Below are 13,696 nucleotides of genomic sequence, written 5' to 3' on the forward strand. Positions count from 1 at the left end.
GCATTACAAGCTGATAATCTTCATTTTAACCAATTTTAACCGCTTTTTAAGGCTCGTTTAATTGCGTTTTAATTGCCGTTTGGCTCCTTTGAAACACGAAACCGGGAGATGGCTTCCGCCGTCGCCCGGTTGGCAAAAGCACTTCATAAAACGCGATCAGCATTCAGCACATGACAGCCCGGAACAACTCTTTCGATGAACAAGTGGTACTGCATGAGTTGAAGCAATTTCTGCCGGCACTGGTTCCCGGAAGGACATTTACGCACCGGAACCCGTTGCAGGCTTTTCAGCACCTGGCCTTCCACGACGCGCTCCGGCAAGCGTCCGGAATGCTGGGGTACCATACATCGCTTTCCCTGGAAGAATACCGGTCACTTTATAATTCCAAAAGGGTGAAACCCGGTGTGCTGGAAAAAGTGCTGGTCGAGAAAAAAGGGGCCGCAAACACATTCGAGTGGCAGGACAAGGTGTTGATGAAGAAATTTCCGGCACAGACCTGTGCAGCGGCGCGGATCGGCCAGCTGAGGGCTCATTGGCAAAAGCAATATAAAACCGATCCGGATGCCCGTGTTCATCCGAGGTTGTTACGGATTCTCGGCAACTACCTCGACCACGGCATTGCGGACTGGAAATTCCCGGTACGCGGACAGGGCTTTCTCGATTCCATGCGCGAAGTGGAGTCGAACAGTTTTGTCAGCGCATTCAATACGCCCCGGGCGCGTAACCTGCTTTTGCATACCAGCCCTTCAATCAGCGATTTGCTGGCGGTTATTGTCGGGGATGAAACGCTTTTCAAACAATACCTTTTCGACCAGCAATTTGCCCATCGCGGCTGGTCCGGACTGGTGGCAACATTGGAAAGCGGGGGAAAGAACCTGCCCAATGGCAGCCACATTACCTTGCGCGAGCTGATCGTGTTTGAGCTGCTGATGGAAATAGACGTGCTGGACGATCGCCTGGGCGAGCATTGGGAGCCGCTGGCATCCCGGCTTGCCGAACTTCCCGACGATTTGTTTGCGCCCGTGCCCATGGATGAAAAGAGCGAGGTGCTCGCCATTTGGCAGGAAGCTGTCGAATGGAGCTATTACGAGGGGATACTGGCCGGGTTATTCCACAATCCGGAAAATTCACCAGGCAAAACGGGCGGGCAAAGTTCGGAAGTCATTCTCACAAACGCGCCGGATTCCCTTTGTATAGTCGGGAGGCCGCCGGTATTCCGGAACCTGCCGGCTGGCCACCGCGCGTTTCTGAACGGTTACGAATTCTCGCTCGATCCGGAGGGTGAAGTGTTGGAAAAGATTCTGGAAACCGTCGTGCCCTCACTGGGTGCTGCAAATCTGGAATACTACTTCTCGCGAACCAGCCAGGCAGGCGCAGATGTCGGACATGCTTTGACTGACCAGATAATCGGGCTGTTTGGTATGACCGGCAGTGCCCGGGGTGACCTGAGAACGGGTTTGCCGACCGAACTAACCCAGGATTTAGAACCGATGCGATTACTATGTGTCGTGGAGCAGTTTCCCGAAACGGTCATGCAAGTGATTAGGCGGCTAAATGCCTCTCGTTCGTGGCTGGTGAATGAATGGGTACACCTGGTAACGGTCGACCCTGTATCGCGCGAACTCCGAATTTTGAAGAAAGGAAAAATGGTAACCTATCGGCGGCTTCCCGCGGTGAAGTCGCTCGAAGATGCCGCCCATTAAAATATTCGCTATCGGTGGCTGGTGATCCGTGAAGCCGCATTGCTGATTGATACCGGTCGTCGATAGCTTTTTTTGATTGAGTATATGTTTTGGAATGATTTCCATTTTGACGGTTTGACACTGGCCTATCTCACGACCGGGTTTGCGATGACGCTCCTGGCCGTGTGGAATGGCCGAAGAACATTGCGTGGGCAAAAACAGTGGCCCCGCTTCGTTTGTACCGCTTTGCTTTTTTGTACGGGTTATGGACTTACAATTTTTTCCGGTGAGTTAAAAACACTAGTGCTCGGCTGGGAGATCATGGGCATCGCTTCTTTCCTGCTCATCATCGTCCACCGCGATTTTACATCGGGTAGTTCTTCGGGCGGCATTTCGGCGAAAGCCTTTTTTATATATCGCTTGGGTGACGTGGGCTTGCTCCTTGCCATGTGGGCAAGCCACCACCTGTGGCGGGAAAACGCCACGCTGATCTCGTGTCTGCTCCTGGCAACCGCTTCCATGCAATCTTCGCAGCTGCCATTCGCTTCGTGGCTGCCCCAGGCGCTGGAAAATTCCACCACGGCGAGTGCCATTCTGCTTGCCACGCTGACCGTCCAGATGGGAGTATTTCTGCTGCTGCGTTCATATCCATTCTGGGAACACCTGCTTTCCGTACGGGTACTGGTTGCATTGCTCGGATTGGCAGGGGCGGCGATGGCGACGGCCTTTGCCCGGGTGCAATCGTCCGTAAAGCGGCGCATTGCCTATGTTTCGATGGCCCATACCGGGCTCATTTTTATCGAAGTGGCGGCAGGATTTAAGAACCTGGCACTCATACATATCGCAGCGAATGCATTCCTGGGCGCGTACCGGCTACTGGCTCCGCCCTTGCTTGCGGGCATGCCCGTGCAGGAAGGAGGCATTTCAGATAAAAAAACCTGGGAAGACAGACTGCCCAAAAAGCTGAAATACACCCTGTACATGCTCTACACGAAGGAATGGGGTTTGTATTCCCGCCTTTCGAAATACCTGAGATCCTAATGCTATTGATGATGACCCACTAATCAGATCATCAAACTGAATACCGATTTTGTTAATTATAGTTAACCTGTTCGTTTAAGTTTCGGAAACCATCTCATGTTTAAAATGAGATGGTTTTTTGTTTATTTTGAACTAAGCCCGTCCGTTTTGCTTTTTTAAATAAAAACCAACCTTAACCTTTGAAATTACCTGTCTACCTGGACCATAACGCGACCACCCCTGTGGACCCGAGGGTTTTGCAGGAGATGCTCCCCTATTTTTCGGAGCGGTTCGGAAACGCCGCGAGCCGCACACATTCCTATGGCTGGGAAGCTGAGGAATCGGTCGACATGGCGCGCGAGCAGGTCGCCAACCTCATAGGCGCGCACCCGCAGGAGATTGTGTTCACATCCGGGGCTACCGAAGCTGTAAACCTGGCTATTAAAGGTGTTTTTGAAAATTCGGAACAGCAGCAGAAACATATCATTACCGTATGCACCGAGCATAAGGCCGTACTCGATACCTGCAGGCACATTGAGCGCCTAGGCGGCAGTGTGACCTACCTTCCCGTTAATGCGAGCGGGCTCATCAGCCTCACTGATCTTGAAAACGCCATTACGGCCGATACCATTCTCATTGCGGTGATGTATGCCAATAACGAGACCGGCGTAATCCAGCCGATTCGTGAAATAGCTGCTATTGCTAAAAAGCATCACATTACCTTCCTGTCCGACGCGACGCAAGCCGTCGGCAAAATTCCGGTGAATGTTCAGAATGACGGAATAGATCTTCTTGCATTGAGCGCACATAAGATTTATGGTCCCAAAGGCGTGGGTGCATTATATGTACGCAAGAAAAATCCGGCCGTGACATTGATCGCACAGATCGACGGCGGTGGCCATGAACGGAATATGCGCAGCGGTACGCTGAATGTGCCGGGTATCGTCGGACTCGGCTGGGCTTGCGAGATTGCCGGCACCGAAATGGCGCGGGAAAGTAAACGTGTTGCCGCATTACGGAATGCATTTGAAGTAGAACTGCTGACTTTGCGCGACATTGAGATCAACGCCGAGGACGCGCGCAGGCTGCCCCATTGCACCAATATCTCATTCGGGCAGGTGGACGGCGAAAAACTGATATTCGAAGCGGGAAGCGACCTCGCATTTTCCCGCAGCTCGGCCTGCACCTCAGCCACGCTGGAACCCAGTTACGTATTGAAAGCAATGGGTTTTCCCGACGAGCGCATCCATAACTCTTTCCGTTTCAGCTTCGGAAGATATTCTACCGAGGAGCAAGTAACGCATGCGGTTTCCGTTATTTCAAAGATTGTAAAACAACATCGCCATGAAAGAGATCACGGACATCATCCGGTCGTATGAGCAGGCACTGACCTCGGGCAAACGCATGGCGCTCGCGACGGTCGTGCACGTGGAAGGCTCCTCGTACAGGCGCCCCGGCGCACGCATGCTCGTAACCGACGACGGCCAGCTTACCGGCGCCATCAGCGGCGGATGCCTCGAAGGCGACGCGTTGCGAAAAGCATTACTGGCCATTTCCCAGCAGAAAAACAAGTTGGTAACCTACGATACGACCGACGAAAACGACACCACCCTCGGCGTTCAGCTTGGCTGCAATGGTATCGTGCATATTCTTTTTGAACCCATTCAAACAGCAGATCCCGAAAACCCGGTGGAGTTGTTGAAAAGGGTTTCGGCCAAAAGGCAGAATGCAGTCCTGGTAACATTGTTCTCGTTGAACTCCCGGACCGGCGCGCAACCCGGTACCTGTTTCCTGCATTTGCAGAGCGACGACCAGGTGACCTGCAACTGCATTGAACCGGAAATGCACGATCAGCTCCTCACCGAAACACAGGCTGCCTACCAGCGCGGCGATTCGTTTTTCAAGACATTTGAAAACCGATCATTGACCGGCTTCATCGAATATTTCAATACACCCCCTTCCCTCATCATCGCCGGCGCAGGCAACGATACGATCCCGCTGACTGAAATGGCGAGTGTGCTCGGCTGGGACGTAACGGTGGTCGATGGTCGCACCGGCCACGCTACACGGCAGCGGTTTCCCAAAGCCGGAACAGTACTCGTATCACGTGCCGAGGAGGCCTTGAAGCACATTACCATCGATGAGCGGACATTTGTGCTGCTCATGACGCACAATTACAACTACGACCTCGCATTACTGAAACAATTGCTCACCGTCGATGCCTGCCAGTATGTAGGTGCATTAGGTCCGAAGAAAAAGCTCGAACGGATGTATACAGAGCTGGAAAGCGAAGGAATGGTGATTACCGATGAGCAAAAGGCCAAAGTATACGGGCCGGTAGGACTTGATATCGGTGCCGAAACTTCCGAGGAAATTGCATTATCCGTTTTGGCAGAAGTAAAGGCCGTGCTGGGCAAACGTGCCGGGTTATCCCTACGCGAAAAGCTCGAACCGATCCATAACCGCGCCAGTCAGCACGTGGATTATACCCGCGAGGAAAAGGAAGATTTCCTCTGCGCCATTCAGACCATTACTCCCTGACCTGTCATGCTACGCGACGAATATAGTATTGTAATCCTGGCCGCGGGGAACTCGTCGCGGCTGGGAGAGCCCAAGCAATTGCTGCAATATCAAGGCAAAAGCCTGATCCGGCACATTGCGGAAGCTGCGCTGGAAATCGTCGGCGGCAACGTCATTGTCGTGACAGGTTCCAATTCTGAATTAATTGACACGGAACTTAAAGATCTGCCCTGCAAGCTGGCATTTAACACCGCCTGGCAGGAAGGTATGTCGGTTTCCATTAAAACCGGGATTCATGCGCTGGCGGGTCATGCCCCGCATGTTAAAGGTTCGGTTCTGGCCGTGAGCGACCAGCCATTTGTTTCCGTGGAAATTTTCCTTGCATTAATTCACACTTTCGAAAAAACCGGAAAAGGCATTATCGCCTCCCAATACAGCGACTCGCTGGGCACACCTGCTTTTTTTGCCGCTTCCTATTTCCCCGCCCTGCTCCAACTTACCGGAGCCGAAGGTGCAAAAAAGCTCTTCAAACGTTATGCGGACGATGTCGTGCCCTATCCATTTCCAGAGGGCAGCATCGATATCGACACGCAGGAAGATTATAAGCGACTGATCTCCGGCATTTAAGCAGCCATTTCCTTTCAGTATTCTTTCAAAAATTAATTTTTGCTTCAACTGTTGCGAATGTAAAATCATCAGTTACATTTGCAGTGTACTATTTAACTAATACACTAAAACAATTGAGCCATGATCCACCTTAACCAGGTTTCATTTGGGTACGGAAAGCGTAAAAAATTGTTTGAGAATCTCGATCTGCACCTCGACGCCGGGCATATTTACGGATTGCTCGGCAAAAACGGGGCGGGAAAATCGAGCTTGCTGCGCAATATGGCGGGCCTCCTCTTCCCGACTGCCGGGCGCATCGAAGTGGCAGGCTATGAGCCACGTAAACGACAGCCTGCATTTTTGCAGGATATCTTTTTCCTGCCTGAAGAGATCTACCTCCCGTCCGTGACAGTCGACAAATACCTGAGTCTCATGGCCCCGTTTTACCCAAAGTTCGACGAGCAGCTTTTCCGCGGGTACATTGCCGAACTGGACATACCGGAGGGCAACAAGCTGACGGGTATGTCGTACGGCCAGAAGAAAAAGGTACTGATCGCATTCGCATTGGCCACCAACACCCGCGTGCTGATCATGGACGAGCCCACTAACGGCCTCGATATTCCGTCGAAAAGCCAGTTCCGCAGATTGGTATCGTCTGCACTTGACAAAGACCGGCTCATCCTGATCTCGACTCACCAGGTCCGCGATTTAGATAATCTGATCGACGCCATTATCATCCTCGAAGACAGTAAGATACTCATCCAGCACAGCCTGGACACCATTTCGGAACGACTGTGCTTCGGTGAACTACCCAACATTGAATACGACAATCGGATACTTTATTCCGAACCATCGCTGCGCGGCTACAAAGCCGTTTTCGAGAATTCGACTCAGGAAGAAAGTCGCGTCGATCTGGAACATCTGTTCAATGCGGTGATTGAAAATCCTCAGCGAATCAGTCAAATATTCGCCTATTAGCCATGAAAATAATCATCATCCTGCTGATCGCGTTAGCCGCGGCGACGCTTCGCTACATCCTGCCTTTCCTAGTCCCAGCCTTTTTGTCCCCGATCACTATCCTATGAACCAGACATTCGACATTCACCGATTTGCACTCATGCTACGATTCGACGCGGCGGAAAAAGGCCGGAATTATCTGATGATGGCTGGTGTGCTTGTTTTTTGCATTCTGGCAATGATGCTACCCATCACGCAGTCAAGCGAACCCAGTGAGTTCCTAAGAATTCTTCATTTCGGTGCGCTGTTCATGATTGCACTTTTTGGTGGAAGCCTTTATACGAGCACCTCTTTCTCGCAGTATTCCGACCAAAGTAATGGCATTGCGGCCTTGATGATCCCGGCGTCGCGTCTCGAAAAGTACCTTAGTTCGCTTTTGCTCAACCTGGCATTCGTAGTGCCGTTCCTGATCTTCTTTTGGCAGCTTCATTACTGGACCATCGACTACGCGAACACTTTGCTTCCTTCGGGCGGTACCGGATATGGTTACATTCCCAAGGAACTGTTTGAATATACGACTTGCTGTTACCTCATCATTCACGCTTCTGTATTCCTGGGGTCTATTTATTTTAAAAAGTTCGCTTATATCAAAACCGCGGTTGTAGTTATCGCTTTTGGTTCGGCGCTCGCCTATTTCAACTACTCGATGGCAATAAAATTTGCGTCCAAACCCAGCAAATTCCTGGCATATCCGCTATCCGGCTGGAAAGTTTGGTTTTATACCGAAGAAGGAATGGAGAGACCTAAGTACTTTGCCGGCTTTTACCACATCCGATTTTCTGAAACTATGGAGTACGCAATGCAGGGATTTGCTGTATGGCTTGCCGTCATGCTGTGGATCTGCGCCTACTACCAGATGAAGGAGCGGGAAATTTAATAAGCACCAATCATGGAATTTAAAGATAAACAAGCCATTTACCTGCAAATCGCCGACTACATCTGCGAGCAGATTTTACTGGGCAAATGGCCGCCCGGCGAGCGCATTCCGTCGGTACGCGACCTCGCTTCGATGATGGAAGTGAATCCGAACACCGTAATGCGGACTTATGACTTTCTTCAAAACAAGGAAATCATATTTAACAAACGCGGCATTGGCTATTCGGCCGATGAGCAGGCAAATAGCAAAATCCTAGCATACCGCAAAGAACGCTTCCTGACGACCGAACTCCCCGAGGTTTTCAAGAACCTCTATTTACTAGACATTGGTATTGATGAGCTGCATAGCCTCTACCAGAAATTCATTGAAGAAATGTACCCGTTAACCAAATAGCCATGAAAACCAGCAACATACTGTTAGCAATCACATTATCCGTGTTCTTTGTGGTAACATTGTCATCCAATTTCGTATTGAAAAAGCAGTTTGATAGAATCGATAAAGACGACAAGTATTACGGATTTTCGAAACATCAGGTAGGCGCATTCAAGTACCTGCATTTGAAAGGTAGAGGATTTGCATTAACTGAAATACAACAAGGCCCTACGGCGGAAATCCGCATGATTACCCTACCTCAATACCTCGAATGGGCCCATTCCGGCGACACGTTGGTTGTGACTTACAAAGCCGACTGGAAACAAGATAACCTGCCACGCAACGCTTTCGGTTCGCTGCCTTCGATCTACATTATTGCGCCAAAACTGGAAGGTATTGTTTCAGATAGCATCCGCACGAGAATAAAGGATTATAAATTCGAAGACCTGGTTCTGGAACAGAAAGGCAATTCGGTAATGCTGTCCAACTCGACGGCCCGCAACTTCAAAGCCACCATTTCCCGCGGTGGGTATGTGCTGCTGAACCCACAGAACCGCATTGAAACCGCCGATATCGACATCCGTGACAACAGCACTTTCAACGCGGAAAAAGACATTTTCGGAGATATCAATACGCTGATTGATAGTTCGGCCTACATCAGCTTGCCGGGAAGTATGCTCAAAAAGATTATGAAGCAAAACAAAGTAACCCCGAGGTAATCCCCGGGGCCGGTATTGCTTGGTGCAAACAGGAAATTATTTAATCCCCAGCATCAAACTCGTACTCCCGCCAGCATTCGTCGTTGGCAAAATACCATTCCATTTCGCAACCCATTCCTGCTGAATGAGCAATGGTGTCAATGTCTTTTGTCTTAACTGGTTGGCTTCCGCTTCCGCTCTGGCTTTGATCAAGGTCGCTTTCGCTTGCCCCTCCGCACGCGCGATGATGACTTTTGCTTCGGCTTCGGCTTGCTTGGCCTGGTTTTCCGCTTTCAGACGAGCCTGGATAGAAGCGTTTTTCTCGTCGATCATCTGGCGGAGCGATGGCGGCGGGGTAATGGCCGAGGTAAGCTGGTCGTAAACGAATCCGTCTTTGCCGAGGGTTTTGGTCAATACATTCTGTACGCGGTCTTCGAATACTTCGCGGTTCGACATTACGCTGTCGGACGTGAATGAGTTAGCCACGATCCGGTACGCATCGTAAATCGTGTTTTTCATAAAACCCTGCTGAATTTCCGCTAACGGTCGTCTGTATTGGCGATAGATCTGCGGCACTTTGTCCGGGTTAATGTGGTAGTTCAGTTTCGGATCGACTTTGAATTCGGCGGCATCTTTGGTTGTGATTACAAATGATTCGTAATCAACACTCTGCGTATAAGTCGGGAATTCTACGATCTTGGTTGTCCAGGCATTATACCAAACGCGGCCGGTTACCAGCGTGATATTATCGACGCCCTTGTCGCTGCCGTACAGGTTAATGCGTATACCCACATTACCCGCATCGATGTTTTCGAACGAAAATGGTTGTACCGCGAGCGCCATGATCAATACGATGAGTGTCAGAATTCCAATAATAATGTTTCGCTTCATATTCGATTACAGTTTAGATTTCAATTGGTTTACAATTTGTCCGAGGACAATATATAGGAAGTAAAAAGACAGCCCGATAATCGCCAGGCCAGCAAAAACGAGCCAATCGGACTGGGCGTTGACGAGCCGGAGCGCGTAGGTTACCACGATGATAACCGCCGCGATTTTCAGAATGTGTACCATGTGAGCGAGATTTGTTTTACGTAAAATTAATACGCGGGTCGATGAAGGGCCTTTGAATTTTATCTAATGGTGCAGCGTGTTGTTGAACGCTTCAAAAACCCCATAAACAGCACGAAGCGCGCCGTTGGATCGACGCGCTTCGCAGCATTTGAAATAGGTATTTAAATCTTAAAGCAGCGCAGCGGCAGCTTCGTCCACAAACCAATGCAATTCCCCTTTTGGGGGTTTAATAATTTGTGAAGGATAGAGGTCTACATTCTTTTCACCTTTCAAAACTTGCTTCAAAACTTCCGCTTTACCCGCGCCCGCTGCCAAAAAGGCTACACAAGCTGCATTATTCACGACCGGAGCCGTGAGGGTAATGCGGTACATGTCCTGAGCTTGCAGGAAAAATGAGGTAGCAAGCGCATTTTGCTCGTGGATCACCTCTGTTCCGGGGAAGAGTGACAATGTGTGACCGTCATCCCCCATTCCGAGTAATACAAAATCGAAAGTCGTTTCGGAACCTTCGAAATAGGTCTTTAATATTTTTTCGTACCCGGCAGCAGACTCCTCCGGTGTAATGTCCGTGCGCATGATGTGGATGTTTTCAGCCTTTACAGGCACTTTATCCAGCAGTTCATCATAGCACATTTTGGCATTATTCCTCGAATCTTCAAACGGCACCGCCCTTTCGTCGCCCCAGAAAAAATGAAGTTTCTCCCAGGGAATCGACTCTTTGTAAGGCGATTCGGCCAGCAATGCGTACAAAGCCTTAGGCGTACTTCCTCCCGACAATACGAAAGTGAAACGGTCCTGCTTTGCAAGCACTTGCTGAATGTAATTGGTAATCCATTCAGCAAGGCCGGCGCTTAATGCTTTGGTATCCTTCTCGATATGCAACGCCATAGCTTACGGGGTTGGAGGCAGATTGAGCCAGGTATGTCCGTCGCGGGCCAGAAGCGCATCGGCCGCATCGGGGCCCCAGGAGTCAGGTGCGTAGTTCGGGAAGTCCTGCGGCGGGCGGTTTTCCCATGCTTCGAGGATCGGCATGATCACTCTCCACGCGGCATCTACCTGGTCGTTACGCATGAACAGCGTCGCATCGCCTTCCATTACATCCAAAAGCAAGGTTTCGTACGCCTCTGGTGCGTGCTCGCCTGCCGCGTCGTAATCGAAAGTCATATCCACCGGATCGAGCATCATCGTTTGCCCCGGGCGTTTGGCCTGGAAGCGAATGCTGATGTCCATATTAGGTTGAATACTGATTGTCAGACGGTTTGATCGCCATGTTTCAGCTGACTCAGGCGGGAATGCGTAATGCGGCGCCTGTTTGAAATGCAATGTAATGTGGGTCGCTTTCTGGTTCAGGTATTTACCGGTCCTCACGTAGATCGGCACGCCCTGCCAGCGCCAGTTATCGATATAAAACTTCACAGCAGCGAACGTATCGATATTCGACTGCGGGTTCACACCTTCTTCCTGGCGGTATCCTACCACTTTCGCGCCTTTTTTCCAGCCACCCGAATACTGTCCGCGAACGGCGAAATCGTGTACCTGTTCTTTGGGAATGCGGCGGATCGCATTGAGTACGTCTACCTTTTTGTTACGGATTTCATTCGCATCGAATGATACCGGCGGCTCCATTGCGATCATACACAGGATTTGCAGGATGTGGTTCTGCACCATGTCGCGCAAAGCGCCCGCATGTTCGAAATAACCTCCGCGGCCTTCCAGACCTACCGCTTCGGCAGCTGTGATCTGGATATGGTCGATATAGTTACGGTTCCAGAGCGGCTCGAACAATGCATTGGCAAAACGCAAAGCCAGAATATTCTGAACCGTTTCTTTACCCAGATAATGGTCGATACGGAAGATCTGCTCCTCGGCGAACATGCTCGAAAGGAGCAGGTTCAATTCGTGAGCACTTTCCAGGTCGTGCCCGAAAGGTTTTTCTACCACAATGCGGGTGGTACCTTTGTCTCCGCAGATCTTCAATGCGCCCAGTTTCTGAGCGATTGAAGGAACGAGCTGAGGCGCTACCGCGAGGTAGAATATCACATTGGGGTGCACGCCCCATTCTTCTTCTTTTTCTTTTACCAGATCAGTGATCTTGTGGTAAGCTTCCGCATCGTCGCCATCCATTTGCAGGTAGGAAACGTGCTGTGTAAAATCCGTCCAGTGGCCATTTTGCTTGCCTTTGCGACGCGAGAATTTCGTAACGCCGTCGAGCAGGTGCTCATGGTATTTTTCATTGGAATAAGCACTCCGGCCGATACCTGCGATCGCGAACTTATCGGGCATCCAGTTGTCCAGAAACAGGTTATATAGGGCGGGTGTGAGTTTCCGGTAGTTGAGGTCACCGCTTCCTCCGAAAATGAAGACTACGGAAGCAGGGGGACGTTTATTGCTTTGCATAAAATTTCTGATTTATTGTTGACCCCATTCTGTATGGAAAGTACCTGGGATATCGGTACGTTGGTACGTATGCGCGCCGAAGTAATCACGTTGCGCCTGGATCAGGTTGGTCGGCATGTACGCTGTTTTGTAAGCGTCGAAGTACGCCAGCGACGACATCAAAGCAGCAGCCGGGATGCCCGACTGGGCGGCAAATGCGATCAGTGAACGCGTGTTACCTTCCACAGACTTAACCAATGCAGCTACCTCTTGGTTCAACAGAATATTGGACAATTCCGGGGTTTGCTTGTATGCATTCGTAAACACACCGAGGAGCGACGAACGGATAATGCAACCACCTCTCCAAACGCTTACTACGTCCGTCAAAGGTATCTCCATTTGCAGGTCTTTCGAAGCCTGGAAGAGCATTGCGAGGCCCTGCGCATAAGCCAGAATAGTGGCAAAGTACAATGCATCGTGTACCTGCTGGATCAATACCTCGGTTTCTTCGGAAATAGCTGTGCTTTCGCCGTAAAGCTCAGCCGCAACCGTTCTTTCATCCTTGTAACCCGAAAGCGTACGCATCGCTACCGCCGTATCGATTACCGGAACAGCCACAGGTAGTTCCATCGAATCCTGCGAAGTCCATTTACCGGTTCCTTTCGAACCCGCTTTGTCGGAAATCACGTCGACCAGGTCAGCAGCCGATTTATCGTCTTTTTGCAGGAAAATATCGGCGGTGATTTCCACCAGGAACGATTGCAGGTCGCCTTCGTTCCAGCTTTTGAATACTTCGTGGAGTTGCTGGTTGCTCAAACCGGCCTTTTTCAGGATCGCGTACGATTCGCTGATAAGCTGCATGATCGCGTATTCGATACCGTTATGCACCATTTTCACGTAATGGCCGGCGCCTTCCTTTCCAAGATAAGCCACGCAAGGCTCGCCATTTACCTTCGCCGCAATGGCTTCCAGCATGGGTTGAACATTCGCATAAGCCGCCTTATCGCCTCCGGGCATAATGCTCGGGCCGGTACGGGCACCTTTTTCTCCACCCGAAACACCGATTCCCATGAAGTGGATTTCCTTTTCACGGAGGTATTTCACGCGGCGGAGCGTATCTGTATAATGGGAGTTTCCTCCGTCAATAATAACATCGCCTTTTTCAAGAAGCGGTAACAGGGATGCAATGACATCGTCCACCGGTTGACCGGCAGGCACCAGCATCATCACCTTGCGGGGGCGTTGCAACAGCTGGATCATCTGGGCAAGTTCCGAAACGCCCTTAACAGTGGTGCCCGGAGTGGCACTGGATTCCAACGCGGAATTTTTAGTTTCGTCCTTATCGAAACCGATAACAGAGAAACCATGATCGGCCATGTTGAGTAACAGGTTTCTTCCCATTACACCCAGTCCGATCATTCCAAAATCGAATAAGTTCTGTGACATAGATTAAA

General features: G+C 50.5%; 14 protein-coding genes. 9 read left to right on the plus strand and 5 right to left on the minus strand.

Going from position 1 to position 13,696, the window contains the following annotated elements:
• Positions 1-170: 170 nt before the first annotated feature.
• The 9 genes from BMW93_RS01540 to BMW93_RS01580 all read left to right on the plus strand — a co-directional run bounded on the left by BMW93_RS01540 (position 171) and on the right by BMW93_RS01580 (position 8,813).
• Positions 171-1,703 (plus strand): putative inorganic carbon transporter subunit DabA, encoded by a 1,533-nt coding sequence (locus BMW93_RS01540; protein WP_090373435.1) that lies wholly within the window; start codon positions 171-173, stop codon positions 1,701-1,703.
• A gap of 84 nt (positions 1,704-1,787) precedes the next feature.
• Positions 1,788-2,723 carry a proton-conducting transporter membrane subunit gene (locus BMW93_RS01545; RefSeq protein ID WP_090373436.1) on the plus strand — a complete coding sequence of 312 codons (936 nt, stop codon included), beginning with the start codon at positions 1,788-1,790 and terminating at the stop codon, positions 2,721-2,723.
• A 179-nt stretch (positions 2,724-2,902) separates the two neighbouring features.
• A complete protein-coding gene (locus BMW93_RS01550) occupies positions 2,903-4,081 on the plus strand; it encodes a cysteine desulfurase family protein (protein WP_090373437.1) in 1,179 nt (392 codons plus the stop codon).
• Complete coding sequence (locus tag BMW93_RS01555; RefSeq protein WP_090373438.1) at positions 4,047-5,243, plus strand: XdhC family protein; 1,197 nt, start codon at positions 4,047-4,049, stop codon at positions 5,241-5,243. The genes BMW93_RS01550 and BMW93_RS01555 overlap by 35 nt, the downstream gene beginning before the upstream one ends.
• 6 nt (positions 5,244-5,249) lie before the next feature.
• Positions 5,250-5,849 (plus strand): NTP transferase domain-containing protein, encoded by a 600-nt coding sequence (locus tag BMW93_RS01560; RefSeq protein WP_090373439.1) that lies wholly within the window; start codon positions 5,250-5,252, stop codon positions 5,847-5,849.
• A 120-nt stretch (positions 5,850-5,969) separates the two neighbouring features.
• Positions 5,970-6,806 carry an ATP-binding cassette domain-containing protein gene (locus BMW93_RS01565; protein WP_090373440.1) on the plus strand — a complete coding sequence of 279 codons (837 nt, stop codon included), beginning with the start codon at positions 5,970-5,972 and terminating at the stop codon, positions 6,804-6,806.
• A 103-nt stretch (positions 6,807-6,909) separates the two neighbouring features.
• Positions 6,910-7,722, plus strand: coding sequence for a hypothetical protein (locus BMW93_RS01570; protein ID WP_090373441.1), 813 nt, complete (start codon positions 6,910-6,912; stop codon positions 7,720-7,722).
• A gap of 12 nt (positions 7,723-7,734) precedes the next feature.
• Positions 7,735-8,115, plus strand: coding sequence for a GntR family transcriptional regulator (locus tag BMW93_RS01575; protein WP_090373442.1), 381 nt, complete (start codon positions 7,735-7,737; stop codon positions 8,113-8,115).
• 2 nt (positions 8,116-8,117) lie between these two features.
• Complete coding sequence (locus BMW93_RS01580; protein ID WP_177193979.1) at positions 8,118-8,813, plus strand: hypothetical protein; 696 nt, start codon at positions 8,118-8,120, stop codon at positions 8,811-8,813.
• A gap of 36 nt (positions 8,814-8,849) precedes the next feature.
• Here the strand turns inward: BMW93_RS01580 and BMW93_RS01585 are convergent, their stop codons facing one another.
• The 5 genes from BMW93_RS01585 to gndA form a co-directional block, all read right to left on the minus strand.
• Positions 8,850-9,683 (minus strand): SPFH domain-containing protein, encoded by an 834-nt coding sequence (locus BMW93_RS01585; RefSeq protein WP_090373444.1) that lies wholly within the window; start codon positions 9,681-9,683, stop codon positions 8,850-8,852.
• A gap of 6 nt (positions 9,684-9,689) precedes the next feature.
• Complete coding sequence (locus tag BMW93_RS35350) at positions 9,690-9,866, minus strand: hypothetical protein (protein WP_177193980.1); 177 nt, start codon at positions 9,864-9,866, stop codon at positions 9,690-9,692.
• A 168-nt stretch (positions 9,867-10,034) separates the two neighbouring features.
• Positions 10,035-10,754, minus strand: a complete 720-nt coding sequence (gene pgl / locus BMW93_RS01590; protein WP_090373445.1) for a 6-phosphogluconolactonase — start codon at positions 10,752-10,754, stop codon at positions 10,035-10,037.
• 3 nt (positions 10,755-10,757) lie between these two features.
• A complete protein-coding gene (gene zwf, locus BMW93_RS01595; RefSeq protein WP_090373446.1) occupies positions 10,758-12,263 on the minus strand; it encodes a glucose-6-phosphate dehydrogenase in 1,506 nt (501 codons plus the stop codon).
• Between the two features lie 12 nt (positions 12,264-12,275).
• Positions 12,276-13,688 carry an NADP-dependent phosphogluconate dehydrogenase gene (gene gndA / locus BMW93_RS01600; RefSeq protein ID WP_090373447.1) on the minus strand — a complete coding sequence of 471 codons (1,413 nt, stop codon included), beginning with the start codon at positions 13,686-13,688 and terminating at the stop codon, positions 12,276-12,278.
• Between the last annotated feature and the right edge of the window lie 8 nt (positions 13,689-13,696).

Origin of the sequence: Dyadobacter sp. SG02 (assembly GCF_900109045.1) — a bacterium.
Classification (GTDB): Bacteria; Bacteroidota; Bacteroidia; order Cytophagales; family Spirosomataceae; genus Dyadobacter.

Bases quoted from the DNA above. Each gene is read 5' to 3' on its own strand.
- BMW93_RS01540 (WP_090373435.1), top strand. From the start codon at position 171: ATGACAGCCCGGAACAACTCTTTCGATGAACAAGTGGTACTGCATGAG.
- BMW93_RS01545 (WP_090373436.1), top strand. From the start codon at position 1,788: ATGTTTTGGAATGATTTCCATTTTGACGGTTTGACACTGGCCTATCTC.
- BMW93_RS01555 (WP_090373438.1), top strand. From the start codon at position 4,047: ATGAAAGAGATCACGGACATCATCCGGTCGTATGAGCAGGCACTGACC.
- BMW93_RS01560 (WP_090373439.1), top strand. From the start codon at position 5,250: ATGCTACGCGACGAATATAGTATTGTAATCCTGGCCGCGGGGAACTCG.
- BMW93_RS01565 (WP_090373440.1), top strand. From the start codon at position 5,970: ATGATCCACCTTAACCAGGTTTCATTTGGGTACGGAAAGCGTAAAAAA.
- BMW93_RS01570 (WP_090373441.1), top strand. From the start codon at position 6,910: ATGAACCAGACATTCGACATTCACCGATTTGCACTCATGCTACGATTC.
- BMW93_RS01575 (WP_090373442.1), top strand. From the start codon at position 7,735: ATGGAATTTAAAGATAAACAAGCCATTTACCTGCAAATCGCCGACTAC.
- BMW93_RS01580 (WP_177193979.1), top strand. From the start codon at position 8,118: ATGAAAACCAGCAACATACTGTTAGCAATCACATTATCCGTGTTCTTT.
- BMW93_RS01585 (WP_090373444.1), bottom strand. From the start codon at position 9,683: ATGAAGCGAAACATTATTATTGGAATTCTGACACTCATCGTATTGATC.
- BMW93_RS35350 (WP_177193980.1), bottom strand. From the start codon at position 9,866: ATGGTACACATTCTGAAAATCGCGGCGGTTATCATCGTGGTAACCTAC.
- pgl (WP_090373445.1), bottom strand. From the start codon at position 10,754: ATGGCGTTGCATATCGAGAAGGATACCAAAGCATTAAGCGCCGGCCTT.
- zwf (WP_090373446.1), bottom strand. From the start codon at position 12,263: ATGCAAAGCAATAAACGTCCCCCTGCTTCCGTAGTCTTCATTTTCGGA.
- gndA (WP_090373447.1), bottom strand. From the start codon at position 13,688: ATGTCACAGAACTTATTCGATTTTGGAATGATCGGACTGGGTGTAATG.